This is a genomic window from Stenotrophomonas rhizophila (assembly GCF_003751305.1).
GTDB lineage: Bacteria > Pseudomonadota > Gammaproteobacteria > Xanthomonadales > Xanthomonadaceae > Stenotrophomonas > Stenotrophomonas rhizophila_B.
The window spans coordinates 850518-870379 of sequence record NZ_RJKV01000002.1; the positions used below are offsets into that span (position 1 = coordinate 850518).

General features: G+C 67.0%; 12 protein-coding genes. 6 read left to right on the plus strand and 6 right to left on the minus strand.

The window, feature by feature from the left end:
• Nucleotides 1–126: 126 nt before the first annotated feature.
• Nucleotides 127–837 (minus strand): glutathione S-transferase, encoded by a 711-nt coding sequence (locus tag EDF74_RS12310; RefSeq protein ID WP_123730377.1) that lies wholly within the window; start codon nucleotides 835–837, stop codon nucleotides 127–129.
• A 114-nt stretch (nucleotides 838–951) separates the two neighbouring features.
• On the opposite strand from EDF74_RS12310, the gene EDF74_RS12315 reads away from it, so the two are divergent.
• The 4 genes from EDF74_RS12315 to EDF74_RS12330 all read left to right on the plus strand — a co-directional run bounded on the left by EDF74_RS12315 (nucleotide 952) and on the right by EDF74_RS12330 (nucleotide 7432).
• The gene (locus EDF74_RS12315) at nucleotides 952–2268 is read left to right on the plus strand and encodes a retropepsin-like aspartic protease (RefSeq protein ID WP_123730378.1); all 1317 of its coding nucleotides are present in this window, start codon (nucleotides 952–954) and stop codon (nucleotides 2266–2268) included.
• A gap of 105 nt (nucleotides 2269–2373) precedes the next feature.
• Nucleotides 2374–4959: an ATP-dependent chaperone ClpB gene (clpB, locus tag EDF74_RS12320; protein WP_123730379.1), complete on the plus strand. Its 2586-nt coding sequence runs from the start codon at nucleotides 2374–2376 to the stop codon at nucleotides 4957–4959.
• 124 nt (nucleotides 4960–5083) lie between these two features.
• On the plus strand, nucleotides 5084–6385 hold the full coding sequence (locus EDF74_RS12325) for an O-acetylhomoserine aminocarboxypropyltransferase/cysteine synthase family protein (protein WP_123730380.1): 1302 nt from the start codon (nucleotides 5084–5086) through the stop codon (nucleotides 6383–6385).
• 165 nt (nucleotides 6386–6550) lie between these two features.
• Entirely contained in the window at nucleotides 6551–7432 is an 882-nt protein-coding gene (locus tag EDF74_RS12330) for an AraC family transcriptional regulator (protein WP_123730381.1), read from the plus strand.
• 6 nt (nucleotides 7433–7438) lie between these two features.
• Here EDF74_RS12330 and ybaL read toward each other — a convergent pair whose 3' ends face one another.
• Both ybaL and EDF74_RS12340 read right to left on the minus strand, forming a co-directional pair.
• Nucleotides 7439–9142, minus strand: coding sequence for a YbaL family putative K(+) efflux transporter (gene ybaL / locus EDF74_RS12335; protein WP_123730382.1), 1704 nt, complete (start codon nucleotides 9140–9142; stop codon nucleotides 7439–7441).
• A 218-nt stretch (nucleotides 9143–9360) separates the two neighbouring features.
• Entirely contained in the window at nucleotides 9361–11754 is a 2394-nt protein-coding gene (locus tag EDF74_RS12340) for a TonB-dependent receptor plug domain-containing protein (RefSeq protein ID WP_123730383.1), read from the minus strand.
• Nucleotides 11755–12098: 344 nt separating this feature from the next.
• Between EDF74_RS12340 and EDF74_RS12345 the strand changes: the two genes are divergently transcribed.
• Entirely contained in the window at nucleotides 12099–13955 is a 1857-nt protein-coding gene (locus tag EDF74_RS12345; RefSeq protein ID WP_123730384.1) for an ABC-F family ATP-binding cassette domain-containing protein, read from the plus strand.
• A 39-nt stretch (nucleotides 13956–13994) separates the two neighbouring features.
• On the opposite strand, the gene EDF74_RS12350 is transcribed toward EDF74_RS12345, so the two are convergent.
• Nucleotides 13995–14894: a LysR family transcriptional regulator gene (locus EDF74_RS12350; protein WP_123730385.1), complete on the minus strand. Its 900-nt coding sequence runs from the start codon at nucleotides 14892–14894 to the stop codon at nucleotides 13995–13997.
• Between the two features lie 207 nt (nucleotides 14895–15101).
• On the opposite strand from EDF74_RS12350, the gene blaL2 reads away from it, so the two are divergent.
• Entirely contained in the window at nucleotides 15102–16004 is a 903-nt protein-coding gene (gene blaL2 / locus EDF74_RS12355) for a L2 family extended-spectrum class A beta-lactamase (protein WP_123730386.1), read from the plus strand.
• 141 nt (nucleotides 16005–16145) lie between these two features.
• On the opposite strand, the gene ggpS is transcribed toward blaL2, so the two are convergent.
• Together ggpS and EDF74_RS12365 are read right to left on the minus strand one after the other, a co-directional pair.
• On the minus strand, nucleotides 16146–18392 hold the full coding sequence (gene ggpS, locus EDF74_RS12360; protein ID WP_123730873.1) for a glucosylglycerol-phosphate synthase: 2247 nt from the start codon (nucleotides 18390–18392) through the stop codon (nucleotides 16146–16148).
• A 62-nt stretch (nucleotides 18393–18454) separates the two neighbouring features.
• The gene (locus EDF74_RS12365; RefSeq protein ID WP_123730387.1) at nucleotides 18455–19723 is read right to left on the minus strand and encodes an MFS transporter; all 1269 of its coding nucleotides are present in this window, start codon (nucleotides 19721–19723) and stop codon (nucleotides 18455–18457) included.
• Between the last annotated feature and the right edge of the window lie 139 nt (nucleotides 19724–19862).

A 19862-nucleotide genomic window follows, 5' to 3' on the forward strand; every position in this document is an offset into this window, starting at 1 on the left:
ACGCCCCACGGTCGTGAGCTGCCGAATGGGCTGGTCCGCTGCGGAGCCGGCCAGCGGCCGGCACTACCTGCTCACGACCAACGGTCGTGAGCTACCGCTGCACGCGTCGCGGCCGCCGGCGAGGCATCATTGCTCGCCATCCAGCTCCGGGTAATGCCGGAAGATGCCGTTGGTGTTGAACGGCAGACGCCGTTCGGAAGAGAGGTACGCGGCGATGTTGGGCCGGGTCTCCACGCGGTCCTTCAATGCACGCAGTTGCGGCAGCGTGGGCCACAGCGCCTGCATGCGGCGCGGGAACATGTAGTCCAGCCCGCTCAGCAGCTGGAACAGCGACAGATCCACGTAGGAATGCTCACGCAGCGGATGCCGCCCGCCATTGTGCTTCAGCACGCTTTCGAAATACGTCAGGAACTTGGGCATGCGCTCGCCGCGCATCGACGCGGCGCGCGCCTTGGCTTCGTGCTTCTGATCCTCGTAGTACTTCGACGCAGCGATGGGGTGATGGGTGTCGTGCACCTCGGCGACCAGATCGGCGATGGTCAATTGCAGCTGGAGTGCCTGCTGCCGCCGTGAGCTGGCGTCGGGCACCAGGCCGAGCGTCGGTCCCAGATGATCCAGGATCGCGCCGACCTGGGCGATGACCTGCTTGCCCGTGCGTAGAAAGGGCGGAGCGAACGGCTGCAGACCCTCGACCTTGCCGTCCAGGTACGGCTGCATCACGGCATCGCCGTGCACGCGCGCCATGTCGGTGTAGCCGGCGCCGGCATCCTCAAGCGCGAGGCGGACAAACTCGCCGCGACCCTGGATGCCGGTCCAGTAATACAGTTCGTAATGCATGCCGCCACTCCGTGCCGAATCGGCTTTCAGCATGACCCGCGCTGTCGAAAGCAGGCGTGAGTGCAGCGTGGTTCCCGTGCTAGGGTCGAGCGGGGATGCAGACGGGAGTACGCGATGCGGAGATGGGTGCTGGGCATGTGCGTGGCGGTGATGCCGGCCACGGTAGCGGCCGATCCGGTGGCGCTGCACGATGGGTTCGGCTACAGCGACGCGGTGCTGCGCGCGGAGCTGACCACGCTGCGCGACATGAGCGGCGCACCCGGTCCGCGGCGTCACCTGGGCGCGGCCGGGTACCACCGCGTCCGTGGTGAACTGGCCGCCTCCAACCGTGCAGCACGCCAGTGCCTGGAGGAAACCCGGGACGCCCCACCCGCATTGCAGGGTCTGGCGTTCCTGTGCGAGTCCACCCTCGCGGGCAATGCGCTGATCGAGGGCGATATCGCCGGATGGGCCAGCCTGATGTTGCGCGTGCGCGAGGACTACCAGCGCACCATCGTGCCGATGCTCAGGGCCGGCGATGAAGTGCCCGATGTCACCCGGCCGGCATTCGCGTCCTTCACCACCTGGCCGCGTAGCGCGCTGCCCGCAGCCGAGCGGGGGCAGGACGTGGCGGTGCCGATCCAGTTCAGCAATGAGCTGCCCTCGGTGACGCTCACCCTGCACGGCACGCGCGATGGCGCGCCGGTCGCCCACGAGGCGGCCTTCATCGTCGATACGGGTGCCCCGCGCTCGCACATCAGCCGCGGGCTGGCCGACTCGCTTGGTTTGGCGGTGACGGACAACTTCGTGGTGTCGCGCATCCTCGAGGGCGATATCCAGCAGGCGGGCCTGGTGGCACCGATCGATATCGAGTTGGGTGGGCAGCGGGTGGGTGATGTGTCGTTCAACAGCGAACCCACGCGCGAGCTCAACCTGATCGGGCTGGACGTACTGCGTGCGCTGGGGCGGATCAGGCTCTCGCGTGAAACGCTGACCCTGCTGGGGGCACAGTCGCCGGCCGCGTGCACGCGCCGGATGGCAGTGACCTCGTCGCTGTGGGGACCGTTCCAGCAACAGCGCTTTCCCATCCGCGGCCAGGACAACAACCTGATGCTGGTCGATACTGGCTTCAACGGAGCCTTCCAGATGCGCGGCGCGCCACGCTCGTCGGTGCCCGCTGCCGCGATCCAGCGCAAGAACGTCATCACCACCCGCGGGGCGGAGGACATCGAGTACGCCCAGGCCAATACTCCTCTGCAGCTGACCGACACCGTGACCCACATTCCGGTGGATATCGCCTTCCAGCCCCCGGATCTGTTTCCCTCGTCCTGGCGGATCGGCTACGGCGTCACCGGCGGCTATGACGTGTTTCTAGACCTGCCTGGCGGCATCGGCTGCCTGGTGCCGCGTCCGGCCGAGCCGCCCCTGCTGGGCAGGCCTCCGACCGCCTGACCACGCCTGAATCGGCATCTCATCCACCCTTGAAACACGCGCGCGTAACCGCATCTCAGGGACAGTGCTGGCACGGCCAGCCCCGTTTACATCGAGGACAAGAACATGCGGATGGACAAGCTCACCTCGCGTTTCCAGCAGGCGCTGGCCGACGCGCAGTCGCTGGCCGTGGGCCGCGACCACAACATCATCGAACCGGTACATGTGTTCAGCGCCCTGCTGGACCAGCAGGGCGGCAGCACGCGCCCGCTGCTGGCCCAGGCCGGTGTCAACGTGCCGGTATTGCGCGAACGCTTGAATGAAATCCTGGAGGCCCTGCCCAAGGTCTCCGGGCAGGAAGGCAACCTGTCGATCGGCAACGATCTGAACCGGCTGCTCAATAACACCGACAAGCTGGCCCAGCAGCACGGCGATGCCTTCATCGCCAGCGAGTGGTTCGTGCTGGCCGCGGTGGACGATGGCGGCACCCTGGGCATGGCGCTGCGCGCCGCCGGTGCCGACAGGAAGAAGATCGAGACCGCCATCGACAAGGTGCGCGGCGGCGAGACCGTGCAGTCGGAAAACGCCGAAGACCAGCGCCAGGCGCTGGAGAAGTACACCATCGACCTGACCGCGCGGGCCGAGAGCGGCAAGCTGGATCCGGTGATCGGCCGCGATGAGGAGATCCGTCGCACCATCCAGGTCCTGCAGCGCCGCACCAAGAACAACCCGGTGCTGATCGGCGAACCCGGCGTGGGCAAGACCGCCATCGTCGAAGGCCTGGCCCAGCGCATCATCAACGACGAAGTGCCCGAAGGCCTGCGTGGCAAGCGCGTGCTCTCGCTGGACATGGGCGCGCTGATCGCCGGCGCCAAGTTCCGCGGTGAGTTCGAAGAGCGCCTGAAGGGCGTGCTCAACGACCTGGCCAAGAGCGAAGGGCAGGTGATCCTGTTCATCGACGAGCTGCACACCATGGTCGGTGCGGGCAAGGCCGATGGCGCGATGGATGCCGGCAACATGCTCAAGCCGGCGCTCGCCCGCGGTGAACTGCACTGCGTCGGTGCGACCACCCTGGACGAATACCGCAAGTACATCGAAAAGGACGCTGCGCTGGAGCGCCGCTTCCAGAAGGTGCTGGTGGGCGAGCCGAGCGTGGAAGACACCATCGCGATCCTGCGCGGGCTCAAGGAAAAGTACGCCGTGCACCATGGTGTGGAAATCACCGACCCGGCGATCGTCGCGGCGGCCACGCTGTCGCACCGTTACATCGCCGACCGCCAGCTGCCCGACAAGGCCATCGACCTGATGGACGAGGCGGCCTCGCGCATCCGCATGGAGATCGACTCCAAGCCGGAGGAACTGGACCGCCTGGAGCGGCGCCTGATCCAGCTCAAGATCCAGCGTGAAATGCTCAAGAAGGAAAAGGACGATGCCTCGCGGCAGCGCCTGGCCGATCTTGAGAATGACATCGATGCGCTGGAGCGCGAGTTCTCCGATCTCAACGAAATCTGGAAGTCGGAGAAGGCAACGCTGCAGGGCGCGACCCGGATCAAGGAACAGATCGAACAGGCCAAGCTGGAGCTGGAATCGGCCCAGCGCCGCCAGGATTTCGGCCGCATGAGCGAGATCCAGTACGGGCAGCTGCCGCAGCTGGAAAAGCAGCTGGCGGCCGCGCAGGAAGTGGAAACCAGCGAGTTCAAGCTGGTGCAGGATCGGGTCACCGCCGAAGAGATCGCCGAGGTGGTCTCGCGTTGGACCGGCATCCCGGTCAACCGCATGCTGGAAGGTGAGCGCGACAAGCTGCTGCGCATGGAAGACATGCTGCACAACCGCGTGGTGGGCCAGGAAGAGGCGATCAAGGTGGTGTCCGATGCGGTGCGGCGCTCGCGTGCGGGCCTGTCCGATCCGGATCGCCCGAGCGGCTCGTTCCTGTTCCTGGGTCCGACCGGCGTGGGCAAGACCGAACTGTGCAAGGCGCTGGCCGAATTCCTGTTCGACAGCAGCGACGCGATGATCCGCATCGACATGAGCGAGTTCATGGAGAAGCACAGCGTCGCGCGCCTGATCGGTGCGCCTCCGGGCTATGTAGGCTACGAAGAAGGTGGCTACCTGACCGAGGCGGTGCGCCGTCGCCCGTACTCGCTGATCCTGCTGGACGAAGTGGAGAAGGCGCATCCGGATGTGTTCAACATCCTGCTGCAGGTGCTCGACGACGGCCGCTTGACCGATGGCCAGGGCCGCACGGTGGACTTCCGCAACACCGTCATCGTGATGACCTCCAACCTGGGCTCGCACCAGATCCAGGACATGAGCAGCGATGACAGCCCGGAGGCCTACATGCAGATGAAGGCGGCGGTGATGGGCGTGGTGCAGGCGCATTTCCGCCCGGAATTCATCAACCGCCTGGACGACATCGTCGTGTTCCATCCGCTGGACAAGGTGCAGATCAAGCAGATCGCCCGCATCCAGATGCAGGGTCTGGAAAAGCGCCTGGCCGAGCGTGGCCTGCGCATCGAGGTCAGCGACGACGCCTTCCAGCTGCTGGGCAACGTCGGCTTCGATCCGGTCTACGGCGCCCGCCCGCTCAAGCGTGCGATCCAGTCGCAGCTGGAGAACCCGCTGGCGCAGAAGATCCTCTCCGGCGAGTTCCTCAACGGCGATGTGATCCGGGTCGATGCGGCCGAGGGCAAGCTGGTGTTCGTGAAGGGCTGAGCCCCGCGCGCACCGGCGGCCTGATAACCGTTGGGTCTCACACCATGCATGTTTGGCATGAACCCCCGCTTCGGCGGGGGTTTTTTGTTCGGTATCGTCGGCATTCACCTGGAGACGATGCGATATGTCCGAACACGGCAGTCCCGAATCACAGTGGCGCGCGGAGACCATCGCGGTGCATGGCGGTTATCGGCCTGACCCCACCACCCGCGCGGTGGCGGTGCCGATCTACCAGACCGTGGCCTACGCCTTCGATGACACCCAGCATGGCGCGGACCTGTTCGACCTGAAGGTGCCGGGCAACATCTACACCCGCATCATGAACCCGACCACCGATGTGCTGGAGCAGCGCATCGCCGCGCTCGAAGGTGGCATCGGTGCGCTCGCACTGGCCTCGGGCCAGGCCGCGATCACCTACGCGATCCAGACCATCGCCGAGGCCGGCGACAATATTGTCTCGGCCAGTGCGCTGTACGGCGGCACCTACAACCTGTTCGCGCACACGCTGCCGCAGTTCGGGATCGAAACGCGCTTTGCCGACTATCGCGACCCGCAGGCGTTCGGCGCGCTGATCGATGACCGCACCAAGGCGGTGTTCGTCGAGTCCATCGGCAACCCGCGCGGCAACATCACCGACATCGAAGCGGTGGCGAAGATCGCACATGCGCATGGTGTGCCGCTGATCGTGGACAACACGGTGGCGACGCCCTACCTGCAGCGCTCGTTCGATTTCGGCGCGGACATCGTGGTGCATTCGCTGACCAAGTATCTCGGTGGGCATGGCACCAGCCTGGGCGGGGCGATCGTGGATTCCGGGCGCTTCCCCTGGGCGGAGCACAAGCAGCGCTTCCGCCGCTTGAACGAGCCGGACGTGAGCTACCACGGCGTGGTCTACACCGACGCACTCGGGCCGGCCGCCTACATCGGCCGCGCGCGGGTGGTACCGCTGCGTAATACCGGCGCGGCGATCTCACCGTTCAATTCCTTCCTGATCCTGCAGGGCATCGAAACGCTGGCACTGCGGCTGGACCGTATCAACGCGAATACCCTGGCCGTGGCCAAGCACCTGCAGGGCCACGCGAAGGTGGCCTGGGTCAACTACGCCGCGCTGCCCGACCACCCCGAACACGCGCTGGTGCAGAAGTACCTGCGCGGGCACGGCTCCGGCGTGCTGACCTTCGGGCTGCCGGGTGGGCGTGCGGCCGGTGCGCGTTTTCTGGACGCGCTGCAGTTGTTTACCCGGCTGGTGAACCTGGGTGATGCCAAATCACTGGCCACGCATCCCGCCTCGACCACGCACCGGCAGTTGGATGCGGCCGAGCTGGAGAAGGCGGGGGTCAGCGAAGACACGGTGCGCTTGTCGGTCGGCATCGAGCACATCGACGACCTGCTGGCGGATCTGGAGCAGGCGTTGGCCAAGGCGTAGCGGCAGGACCCACGGCGGCCGGTGCGGGCCGGCCGCCGTGGTAGTTTTGGCGCGGCGCCATGCGTGGGGTTAGCATCGGCTGACGTTCTGGAACTGCGCAAGATCGGCCACGCGCAGGAGCGCGACGCGGCGCACGCTGAGCGTCACCTAAAGAGGGAGCCCGCCATGCGCCGCATCGCCCAGATCCGCCAGCGCCACGGTATCGATCGCGTCATCGCCCATCTGCAGACATGCCTGCGCGCCGGTGATCCCTTGCCGGATCTGGAGGCACTGGCCGCGATCGCGCACCAATCGCCTTTCCACTTCCATCGCCTGTATCGCGCGCTGACCGGCGAAACGCCCGGGCGCACCGTGGCGCGCCTGCGCTTGCTGCGGGCGCTGACCCTGCTCGGCCAGGCCGACCGCCGCGTCACCGAGGTCGCGCTCAACGTCGGCTTCGAAAGTCCGCAGGCGCTGGCCCGAGCCTGCCGCCAGGCACTGGATGCCACGCCCACCCGCCTGCGCGAGGACACCGCGCTGCGCAGCCACTGGCAGCAGCGGCTGTCACTGCCGGCCGGCGATCACGCAGACGGGACGGTACCCATGCAGGTCACGGTGACCACGCTGGAACCGTTCGATGTGGTCGCGCTACGCACGCAAGGGGCCTTCGATGATCTGGATCAGGCCTTCGGCGAGATATTCACCTGGGCCGCCGAGCAGGGCTGGGCCGAACAGCTGCAGCAGCTGATCGGCATCGCACGGACGGACCACCGCGACGCGCCGGCGCAGGACTGCGTATTCGATTGCGCAATGGGCTTCGGGCGCACGCCGCAGGCGCTACCGGCTCCGCTGCGTGCGTTGACGCTGGGCGGTGGCACGTATGCCGTGCTGCGCCATGTGGGCAGTTACGCGGGCCTGGAAGCGGCTACTGATGCCCTGCTACGCGACTGGCTGCCCGACAGTGGCCACGCCCTGCGCGATGCGGAGCTGTACTACCACTACCTGGATGATCCGGAAGAAGTGCCCGAGGCCATCCTCCGCGCGGATATCTGCGTACCGGTCGCGTAGCGGCCCTCACACCACCGGAATGCTGTGCTGCTGACCCATCGTGCGGTACGGCGGGGTGGACATCACCATCTCGGCCAGCGAGTAGGCCAGTTCGCGCTCGGCCATCACCGTGCCGTCGGCACCGTGGGCGAGCAGGTGCTTCACCTCGGCATCGCTGTGCGCGCGTGCCAGCAGGGTCAGGCCGGGGTTGAGCGCGCGCAGCTTGGCCAGCGTCTCACCGGCCTCCAGCGGCTGCGGGATCGCCAGCACGGCGATCTTGGCGCGCTCGGGATGCGCTTCGGCCAGTACGCGGTCGGACGCGGCGCTGCCGCGGATACCGGGCAGCCCGGCCGCGTGCGCTTCGGCGACGTGTTCCTTGTTGTCGTCGATGATCATCACCGGCACGCCACGGTCGCGCAGGACCTGCGCCAGCGCGCTGCCGACGCGGCCGTAGCCGATCACGATGGCGTGGTCGTGCAGATCCAGCGACGGGCCCGGCGGCAATTCCGTCTCCACGGTGGTGGGGGCGGTTTCCTGGTTTTTGAGCAGCCAGCGGTCGAGCAGGCCGAACACCAGCGGGTTGAGCATGATCGAGATCAGCGCACCGGCCAGCACCAGCGCCTGGCCTGTCGGCGGCAGAATCTTCAGGGTCACGCCGAGGCCGGCGATGATGAAGGCGAATTCGCCGATCTGCGCCAGGCTGGCCGAAATGGTCAGCGCGGTACCGGTCGGGTGGCCGAAGGCCCGTACGATCACGAACGCGGCGGCGGATTTGCCGAACATGATGATCGCGGCGGTCGCCAGCACCTGCCACGGATGCTCGATCAGGATGGCCGGATTGAACAGCATGCCGACCGAGACGAAGAACAGCACCGCGAAGGCGTCGCGCAGCGGCAGCGAATCGTTGGCGGCCTTGTGGCTCAGCTCGGATTCGTTGAGCAGCATGCCGGCGAAGAACGCGCCCAGTGCGAAGGACACGCCGAACAGCATGGCCGAGCCGAACGCCACGCCCAGCGCGATCGCCAGCACGGCCAGCGTGAACAGCTCGCGCGAACCGGTCCCGGCGATGCGCTCCAGGATCCACGGAATCACCCGGCGCCCGACTACCAGCATCACCGCCACGAACAGCCCCAGCTGCACGAAGGTCCAGCCGATGCTGGCCAGCACGCTGCCGACGGTATGGGTTTCATTGGCCGCATCCGGGCCGAACACGCCGGCCAGCACCGGCATCATCACCAGGGCCAGGACGCAGGCCAGGTCTTCCACGATCAGCCAGCCGATGGCGATCTTGCCGCGCGTGGTTTCCAGCAGGCGCCGTTCTTCCATCGCGCGCAGCAGCACCACGGTACTGGCGGTGGCCAGCGAGAAACCGAACACCACGCCGTAGATCACCGGCCAGCCCATCAACGCCGCCAGGCCCCAGCCGAGCAGGGTGGCGACCAGGATCTGGCCGATCGCACCCGGGATGGCGATCGCTTTGACCTCCATCAGGTCTTTGAGCGAGAAGTGCAGACCGACCCCGAACATCAGCAGCATCACGCCGATCTCGGCCAGCTGGTTGGCCAGCGCCTGGTCGGCAACGAAGCCCGGGGTGAACGGCCCTACGCAGATGCCTGCAATCAGATAACCGACGAGCGGAGACAACCGCAGCTTGTTGGCCAGCGCGCCGAGTATGAAGGCGAGCCCCAGGCCAACGGCAACGATGTTGATCAGGTCGGTGTCATGGTGCATCGGGGCTCGCAGAAATAGGGGATGCCCCGATTTTCACCGATGCGGCCGGTCCGGGCAAACATCGGCGACCGCAATGCTGCTATGTCCCCGTGGGCAGGTCATATGCTGTCCGGGACAGCCCGTGCGTTGAAGGGTGAATGCGCGGAATCCCGGTTTCCTGCGGCCAAAACGCACATGCCCCGGCGAACCGGGGCATGTGGTTTATCAGGCAGATTCATTTACCACTTGTAGGTCACGCGACCGTACACGTAGGCGCCGTTGAACCCATACGGCGAGTAGTTGCTGTACGGCAGCATGCCCCAGGTGGAGTTCTGCAGGTCCACGGTGCGGTCCGGATACTGGTCCAGGATGTTGTCCGCGCCCAGGGTCAGGGTCCAGTTCTCGCTCGGCTTGTAGCTGGCCGAGGCATCGAGGACCCACGAGGCGTCATAGGTCTGGTCGCGCAGGGCGGTGGCCGAATTGCGCACCGTGAACGAGCCGTAGCGGGTGGCCGCCAGGTTGAGGTCCCAGTGGTCGGTGCGCCAGGTGCCGCTGAGGATGGCCTTGTCGCGCGGGTAGCTGTCCTCGATGCGGCCGATCTCATCGCGGCCGATCAGCGACTGGGTGATGCCCAGCGCGCCGAACACCGCCGGTGAGCCGATGAACTTCTTCACCTCGGTCTCGTTGTAGCTGTAGGCGGCGGTGAGTTCCAGCGAGCTGGCAGCAAAGGGAATCGTGTAGCTGGAGACCGCATCCACGCCGCGGGTGCGGGTGTCCACACCGTTGGTGAAGTAGGAGAACGCGGTGACGCCCGGCAGCCCCAGGCCGGCAAGCAGCGAATTGGCGGCGGTATTGGTGGTGATGTTGGTCGACAACACGATGCGATCGTCGATGTCGATCTGGTACGCATCCACGGTCAGGTACAGACGATCCACCGGCTGCAGCACCAGGCCCAGGCTGTAGGAGGTCGAGCTTTCGGCCTTCAGCGGGCTGGCGCCGAGCGCCTGCGCGGCGGGGCTGGTGGTCGGGAAGGTGCCGCGTTCGACGAACACGCCGTTGACGATCGTGCTGGTGACGGCCTGGTAGCTCTGCTGGGCCAGCGACGGGGCGCGGAAGCCGCTGGAGGCGGTGGCGCGCAGGGCGACCTTGTCGGTGAAGGCGTAGCGTGCGGAGAGCTTGCCGGAGAACTTGTCGCCGAAGTCCGAGTAGTCCTCATAGCGGCCGGTGGCACCGGCGGAGAACTTGTCGGTGAGGTCCGCTTCCAGGCCTACGTAGACAGCGTAGTTGTCGCGGTCGGCATCCACCGCGTTGAGCGGAGTGAAGCCGCCGAAGCCCTGTGCACCGCTGCCGGTGTACGAGTTCAGTTCACCGGCCGACTGCTCCCAGGTTTCCTTGCGGTATTCACCGCCGAAGGACAGCGTGACCGGGTAGGCCAGGCCCCAATCCAGGGTCTTGGTCACGTCGGCATTGACGATGTTCTGGGTGTACTCCAGCGCGCCGTCGTAGAACGAGCGCGGGCTGTTCACGCCGAGCGCGTAGTTGATGCTGTTGCGGGTGTGGAAATCGATCTTGTTGGCGCCGTAGTTGTAGCTGACGTCCCAGTTCCAGCCGCTGTCCGTATCGCCCTTGACCCCGGCGACCAGCGAACGGTCCTTGGAATACTGATTGATCTGCGGCACGAACCCATCCGGGTAGGTCTGCGCCAGCAGCGCGCCCTGGTTGAGGTTGTTGCGCGAGCGGTAGAACGCGAACGAGGTGATGTCACGGTTGCTGGCCATCGCGGTGGCGTAGGCCGAGACGTGGTCGCTGAACTGGAAGCTGGCGTTGGCCGATGCGGCGGTCGCATCCACCTGTGGGTCGCCGACCACGAAGGTGGTCTGGCCGATGTCGGGGAAGTTGCTGGTGTTCGGCACGGTGCCCTGGTACGGGCCGGCACGGTTGCTCTCGTCCTGCTGGACGATCTGGCCGGCTACATGCACGCTGCCGCGGCCGTCGGCGAAGCCGATACCGGTATCGCCGGAGAGCTGGTACTTGTTGCCGTCACCGGCCGAGTACTGGCCGGCATCCAGCGCCAGGCTGCCGCCGGAGGACGAGCCCTTGAGCACGATGTTGATCACGCCGGCAATGGCATCCGAGCCGTACTGCGCCGAGGCGCCGTCGCGCAGCACTTCCACGCGCTCGATCGAGGCGATCGGAATCGCGTTGATGTCCACTGCCGACGAGCCACGGCCGATGCTGCCGTTGACGTTGATCTGCGCGGAGGTGTGGCGGCGCTTGCCGTTGACCAGCACCAGCACCTGGTCCGGGGAGAGGCCGCGCAGCTGCGCCGGGCGGATGCCGCTGGTGCCATCGGTCAGTGCCGGGCGCGGGAAGTTCAGCGAGGGCAGGGCGCGGGCCAGCGCGGTGGCCAGCTCGGTGGTCCCGGTGGACTGCAATGCCTCGGGGGTGATGATGTCGATCGGCGACTGGGACTCGGCCACGGTGCGGTCGGCCACGCGGGTGCCGGTGACGATGATGGTGTCCAGGGTGTTGGCCGCGGTGCGGGCGGGGGCGTCCTGGGCGGTGGCGGCGAAGCTGGACATACCGAGCGCGACAGCTACGGCGGCGGCGAGCGTACTGGTCTTGCGGTTCATCAGGATGTGGCTCCGGTAGTGACGGTGCTGCACCAAAGCGACATGACGACATCGAGGATCGGGTCAGCGAAGGCGGGTGTTGCGGTGCGCAATAGACGAATTAACGGGATATTCATCGCTTGTCAAATTTTCGCCGTTTTCGTAAAAAACGTTGCAGAAGCAACCATTTACGTGCGGCATTGGATTCGACAGGAGGGTCCCGGGGAAGCGCAGGCGGGGTCGTGGGAGAGAGGAACGAGACCCGCCGCGCATCCCGGGGCGCGTCAAGTATTCGTTAACGTTAGAATTACGTCGCAGGAAAGGTGCTCACCAGCACATTCCATTCCGTTATATGGACCCCCAAGATGATCTCCCTTCGTAACTTCGCCTTGCGCCGTGGCGAGCGGCTGCTGTTGTCCAACGTCGACCTGACCCTGCACGCGGGGTACCGCGTCGGCGTGGTCGGCCGCAATGGCGCCGGCAAGTCCAGCCTGTTCGCTGCCGTGAAGGGCGAGCTTGAGGCGGACAAGGGCGACGTCGATCTGCCCGGCAAGATCCGCATCGCCAGCGTGGCCCAGGAAACCCCGTCGCTGCCTGACCCGGCGCTGCAGTTCGTGCTGGAGGGTGACACCGAGGTGGCCGCCGTGATGCGCGACGAGGCCGCGGCTGCGGCGCGCGAAGACTGGGAGGCGGTGGCCACCGCCCATCAGCGGATGGCCGAGATCGGCGCCTATGACGCGGAAGCGCGCGCCGGCAAGCTGCTGCACGGCCTGGGCTTCCCGGCCGAGACCCACTCGCGCGCGGTGTCCTCGTTCTCCGGCGGCTGGCGTGTGCGCCTGAACCTGGCGCGCGCGCTGATGATGCCCAGCGACCTGCTGCTGCTCGACGAACCGACCAACCACTTGGATCTGGACGCCGTGTTCTGGCTGGAGCAGTGGCTGCTCAAGTACCCGGGCACCCTGCTGCTGATCTCGCATGACCGCGAGTTCCTGGACAACGTGGCCACCCACACCCTGCATCTGCACGGGGGCGGCGCCAAGCTGTACGTCGGCGGCTACACCGATTTCGAGCGCCAGCGTGCCGAACAGCTGCGTCAGCAGCAGCTCGCCCACGACAAGGAACAGGCCGAGCGCGCGCATCTGCAGAGCTTCATTGATCGCTTCAAGGCGCAGGCCAGCAAGGCCGCGCAGGCGCAGAGCCGCATGAAGCGCCTGGCCAAGCTGGCCGGTACCGAAGCGGTGCGTGCCGAGCGCGAGTTCCGCATCGAATTCGCGCCGCCGGCCAAACTGCCGTTCTCGCTGATCCGCCTGAACCATGTCGAGGCCGGTTACGGCGCCGATTCGGTGATCCTGAGCAACGTGGGCTTTGGCCTGGAGGCTGGCCAGCGCATCGGCCTGCTCGGCCCGAACGGTGCCGGTAAGACCACCCTGGTGAAGACCCTGGTGGGCGAGCTGGACCCGATCAGTGGCGAGCGTGCCGCGCATCCGGACCTGCGCATCGGGTACTTCGCCCAGCACACGGTGGAGTCGCTGCACGAAGGGCAGTCACCGATGGAGCACTTCCGCGACCTGGCCCCGGACGCACCGAACCAGTCCTTCCGCGATTTCCTCGGCAAGTGGAACTTCGCCGGCGACCGCGCGTTTGAACCGGTGGACGGCTTCTCCGGTGGCGAACGCGCGCGCCTGGCCCTGGCGCTGATCGCCTACCAGCAGCCGAACGTGCTGCTGCTCGACGAACCGACCAACCACTTGGACCTGGAAATGCGCGAAGCGCTGGCCGAAGCACTGGCCGACTTCGAAGGCGCGATCGTGATGGTCTCGCATGATCGCCATCTGATCGGTCTGGTCTGCGACACGTTCTGGCGGGTAGCCGATGGCGTGGTCGAGCCGTTCGACGGCGATCTGGATGCCTACGCGGCGTGGCTGCGTTCGCGTCCGGCCGCACAGGGCACCAAGCAGAAGATGGCCGCGGCCGCACCGGAGCCGGTGCCGCCGACCCCGCCGCTGCCTGCGCGCAAGCCGGCCAACCCGCACAAGCTGGCCGCCGCCGAAGCCAAGGTGGGCGAGCTGGAAGCGCTGCTGGCCGATCTGGACCGCCAGCTGGCCGATCCCTCCAACTATGCCGATGCGACCCGCATGGCCGTGCTTGGCCGTGACCGCGAAGCGACCGCCACCCTGCTCAGCAAGGCCGAGCAGACGTGGATGGAATTGCTGGACGCGTAAACGGCATGCCGACCAACGGTCGGCATCTCCCTGGCACCCTCAGGCAACCGGTAGGTGCCGACCGCTGGTCGGCACATCGTCCTGCGCCTCCAGCCATTCCCGGAACCGGCCCGCCGCATCGCTCTCGGCGCGCGAGCGCAGCCGCGTCAGCCAATACCTGCCCAGGTCCAGGGTCTGCGCGAAGGGCTGGATCAAGCGCCCTTGGGCCAGGTCCTGCTCGAACATCTTCAACGGCAACAGTGCCACGCCCGCACCTGCGGCGGCGGCACTGGCCAGCGTCAGCGACGAATCGAACACCGGCCCACGCGCGTCCAGTTCCGGTGCTCCGGCCGCCTGCAGCCAGCGTGGCCACTCGTCGCTGCGGTAGGAGCGCAGCAACGCCACGTTGGCCAGATCGCGCGGCTGCCGCAGCGTACGTGCCAGCGCCGGCGCGCACAGCGGCGCAAACGGTGCATCGAGTACGACGTCGCTGATCTGCCCCTGCCAATCGCCATCACCGAACCGGATCGCCAGGTCCAGCCCTTCACCGGCGAGATCGATGCGGTTGTTGTGGGTCTGCAGGCGCAGTTCGATATCCGGATGGCGCGCGTTGAAATCCCCCAGGCGCGGCAGCAGCCAGCCGGTGGCGAAGGTGCCGACCACCCCCACGCTCAGTACCTCGCGGAAGTGTCCGCCGACGAAGCGGTCCAGGCTCACCGCGATGCGGTCGAAGGCCTCGTTGAGCACTGGATACAGACGGGCCCCCTCATCGGTCAGGGCGACCCCGCGCGGCAACCGGGTGAATAGCGACACGCCCAGCCGGTCCTCCAGCGCCCGGATCTGATGGCTCAGCGCGGCCTGGCTGACGCACAGCTCCAGCGCGGCGCGGGTGAAATTCTGGTGCCGCGCGGCAGCCTCGAAGGCGCGCAGGGCGTTGAGCGGCAGCTGGGGGCGGAGCATGGGGCGAGCCGTGAGCAGGGGTGATGCATCATCGCATCGCCTGCCGGGTTGGGTGCAATGATGGCCATCTACGACGCCAATGCGCCGAGCCGTCGTCATCGGGCCTTGGTTTAAGCATAAGGAAAATTGATGCCTCGCACTGAAAATCGTCGCTGGTGGACGGGCGTGGACCTGCCAATACTCAGGCCTTCGCCAAGGAGAACCTGCATGATCGCTCGACGACAGTTCCTGCAATGGACGGGCGCGGCCGCCGCGTCTGCGCTGGCCGCCACCGCCTTCGCCAAGACGCCGCTGCCCGCGCCGAAACCCGCCGTCGCGGCGAAGGACTTCGCGGCGTTGGAAGTAGCAAGCGGCGGGCGCCTGGGCGTGACCCTGCTCAATACAGGCACCGGCTGGCGCACCGGCAACCGGCAGGACGAACGCTTCCCGATGTGCAGCACGTTCAAGTTCGTGTTGTCCGCTGCGGTGCTGCACCTGGCCGACCAGGGCAGGCTCTCGCTGGACCAGCGCGTGGCGGTGCGCCAGCAGGACATGCTCTCGCATGCGCCGGTGACCACGCGGCACATCGGCAAGGACGTCACCGTGCGCGACCTGTGCCGGGCGACCATGATCACCAGCGACAACCCCGCCGCGAACCTGCTGCTGGGCGTGGTGGGAGGGCCGGCCGGGGTCACCGCGTTCCTGCGTGCCAACGGCGATGCGGTGACCCGCAATGACCGTCTCGAGCCGGAGATGAACCGCTTCGCCCCGGGTGATCCGCGCGATACCACCAGCCCGGCCGCGATGGCCGCCAGCCTGCAGCGCTTCGTGCTCGGTGACGTCCTCAAGCCCGCCTCGAAACAGCAGTTGGCCGACTGGCTGATCGACAACGAAACCGGCGATACACGGCTGCGCGCCGGATTGTCCAAGGCGTGGCGGGTGGGTGACAAGACCGGCAGCAATGGCGAGGACACCACCAATGACATCGCGATCCTGTGGCCGCTCGCCGGCGGTGCACCGTGGGTGCTGACCAGCTATCTGCAGGGCGCGACGGTGGACGATGCCGGCCGCAACGACGTGCTGCGGCAGGTGGCAGTGCTTGCCGAAAGCATCATGCAGCACGCCGGGTAAGCCACGCCGCCGGCAGGCACCGACCGTTGGTCGGTGCAGCACAGGGTAGTGCCGGCCGCTGGCCGGCAACCCATGAAACCGGCACCGCTTGAAGCCGGCACCGCTTGGAGCCGGCCAGCGGCCGGCACTACCTCTGCAACGTCAGCCTTCGGTGTGGCTGGTGCGTACCGCTTCCAGGAAGTCCCGGCCCCAGCGATCCACGTCGTAGTACTCCACGCTGCCGAAGAGCTGGCGCATGCGCCCGGTGGCTTCATCGTCGGGCATCGACAAGGCCTGCAGCAAGCCGGCGGTGAGGTCGGCCGGGTCATGTGGATTGGTCAGCACGGCGCCTTTCAGCTCGGCCGCCGCACCGGCAAACTCACTGAGCACCAGCACGCCGTTGCTGCCCTCGATGCCCTGCGTGGCCACGAACTCCTTGGACACCAGGTTCAAGCCATCGCGCAGCGGGGTGATCCACATCACCTGCGCGGCGGCGTAGTGCGCGACCACTTCTTCGAACGGGAGTGCCTGGGCGAAGAAGCGCACCGGGGTCCAGTCCAATCGCGAGAAACGCCCGTTGATCCGGCCGACCGCCTGTTCGATCTGGTTCTGCAACGTGCGGTAGATGGTCATCTCGCGCGCGGCCGGCACGCAGATCATCAGCAGGGTGACCTTGCCCTGGCGATCCGGATGCTGTTCCAGCAGGCGCTCGAACGCCTCCAGCTTGGCCAGCGTGCCCTTGGTGTAATCCAGCCGCTCCACCGACAGCACCAGCTTGCGCGCGCCGATCTCCCGGCGCAGCTTGAAGATGTCATTGCGCACATCGCTGCGTGCGAGCACGTTGTGGATGCGGCGCAGATCGGTGCCGACCGGATGCGCACCGAGGGCGACTTCGCGGTCGCCCACGCGCAGGCGCGTGGTCATCGTGTCCAGACCCACGGCGCACCCGTACGTGAGGAAACGCGGGGCGCAGCTTTCCCACGCCAGACGCTCGGCCGGCATCGCGCCGCGCACGACGTCCACGAAGTTCTCCACCTGGCGCGGAATGTGGAAGCCGATGTAGTCGCAGCTGAGCAGGCTGCCGATGATTTCGCGGCGCCAGGGCACCACGTTGAACACATCGGCCGACGGGAAGTAGGTGTGGTGGAAGAAGGCGATCTTCAGGTCCGGGCGCAGCTCGCGCAGCGTGGCCGGCACCATCCACAGGTTGTAGTCGTGGATCCACACGGTCGCGCCATGCGCGGCTTCGGCGGCGGTGGCCTCGGCGAATTTGCGGTTGACCTTCAGGAACACCTGCCAGTCTTCTTCGCGGAATTTCGCGCGCTCCCAGAACACGTGCAGCATCGGCCAGAACGCTTCCTTGGAGAAGCGCTTGTAGAAGATGTCCACTTCCTGCTTGCTCAGCGGCACGCGCGCGGCGGTCAGGGTGGGGTAGCGCTCGGCATCCACCGCCAGATGGGTCTGGAACGGGCCGCGCTTGGGATCATCGATCCCCCACGCGACCCAGGAGCCTTTCTGGCCGCCTTCGAAGAAGCTCAGCAGCGAGGGAATGATGCCGTTGGGCGAGCGCGGCGGGCGCTGCACCAGCACGCCGTCCTCCATGACTTCATCGAAGGGCAGGCGGTGGTAGACCATCACCAGGTCGGCGCCGTCCGCGCGCGCCTGCGGTGGTGGGCGGAGGAAGGGGTCGTCATCGGCGAGCAGGCCGAAATGTTCGATCGCCTCGAGGATGCCGCCGCAGCCCGGCGCCTGCGCATGGAAGGTGTGCTTCAGATCGGCCGTGGCGGCGGTCAGTGCCGGCTCGGAATCGCCCACGCACACCCCGCGGAAACCGGAGGTGTACATCGACAGGTCATTGAGGGTGTCACCGGCCACCAGGATGCGGTCGCGCGGGAGCTCCAGCAGGCGCGCAAGCGCGGCCAGGGTGCGGCCCTTGTCGGTATCGGGCGGCAGGATGTCCAGATAGCGGTCGGCCGAGTACAGCACATCGCAGCCCAGCGCCTGTGCGGCGGCCTGGATCTGCGAGCGCAGTGGCGCCAGCGTGTCGGGATCGCAGAAGTACGAGCAGCGGCGTTCCTGCGGCACATCCTGGCGCTGCAGTGCGGTGAACGGACGCATTGCGGCGGCGACGACCTGCTCGCCCGGCCAGTGCGCGTCGATCATCGATTGCAGGGGCTGCAGCGGCTGCAGGGTGTGGCCGTCGACGACGGTGGCGCCGACATCGCAGACCACATAGTCCGGGCGCGGAATGGCCGGATCGGAGAGCAGGGGCATCACCGCTTCCAGGCCGCGGCCGGTGATGAAGATCAGGCGGATGCCGGGGTGCTGGTCGACCAGCCGGTAGAGCCGATGGCGCGCGGCGGCATCGCCGGCGAGGAAGGTGCCATCCAGATCGGTGGCAAGGATCAGTTGCGGTGCCGGCGGGGCCGGCGGTGTACGGGTTGGAGTGAGGGAGGTCGGTGTCGAAACAGTCAATGCACTTCCTTATCGGAGTCAGAGGGGAGGGGAGTATCGGGATCCGGCGGCGCGGTGTCGGTCTCCGGCATCAGCTCCAGCGCCGAAGGCGTGGTGCGCAGCATCAGCCGGAAGCCGACCGGATGCGTGCGCAGGCGCTGGAAGCTGAGCAGGCGCGCGGTGGTGAACAGCGCCAGCAGCATCAGGACCACCGCGAAGTACAGCGGCAGTGCCGGCGCGCCGAAGCGCTGCATGGCCGCACCGGCCAACGCAGGGCCAAGCGCGGCGCCCACGCCATGCACCAGCAGCAGGCTGGAGCAGCCCGAAAGCAGATCCTCGCGCGGCAGGTAGTCGAGCATGTGCGCCACCGCAAACGGATACAGCGCGAAGGCCAGCCCGCCGTAGAAGAAGAACAGGCCGAACACCAGATGGGTCTGCACCTGGATCATCGGCAGCGAGGCCACCACGGCGATACCGGCCGCGGCCAGGCTCAGGGCGACCAGCCCGGTGCGCCGGTCATGCCCATCGCTGATGTGGCCCAGCGGCCACTGCAGCAATGCACCGCCGGCGATGGCGGTGAGCATGAACAAGGCCACGCCGTTGCCGTCCAGGCCGATCTCGCCGGCATACACCGGCAGCAGGCCCCAGAACGCGCCCATCGCCAGGCCGGACAGACCGGCGGCCACGGTCGCCACCGGTGCCATCGCATACAGACGCGCCAGTTTCAGACGCGGCACCGAGGGGATCTCGGGCGGGCGTAGACGCGTTGCGGTGACCGGCAGTACCGCCGCGCAGACCAGGATCGCGGTGAGCATGAACATCGAGGTCGCGCCGGCATCGCCGAGCATCAGCAGCACCTGGCCGAGCGCCAGCGCCGAGAGATTGACCACCATGTACAGCGAGAAAGCGCGGCTGCGCAGGCGCGGGTCAGGCTCGGCGTTGAGCCAGCTCTCGATCACCGTGTACAGGCCCACCAGCGCGATGCCGGTGATGATGCGCAGCACGCCCCAGCCCACCGGATTGATCCACAGCGGGTGCACCAGCACCGCAATGGCGGCGAGGGCGGCAAAGAAGGCGAACGCACGGATATGGCCGATGCGGCCGATCAGCGAGGGCGCGAAGAACGTGCCGATGAAGAAGCCGGCAAAATAGCCGGACATCACCAGGCCCAGGGTGCCTGCGCCGAAGCCGGCTTCGCCACCGCGCACCGCCAGCAATGTACCGAGCAGGCCGCTGCCGGTGAGCAGCAGCGCCACGCCGGCAAGCAGGGCGGTCAGCCGCCACATGCGGGCGGTTTCGGTGGAAATGAAAAAACTAACACGTGAACAACCCTAACATAGCCCGCTTGAAGGTCCTGTCAGCGCAGGTGCGAATGGCTTGCGCTGTCGGGGTGAAGGCTGGAAACTCCGCGGGCTGCGCGCGGCG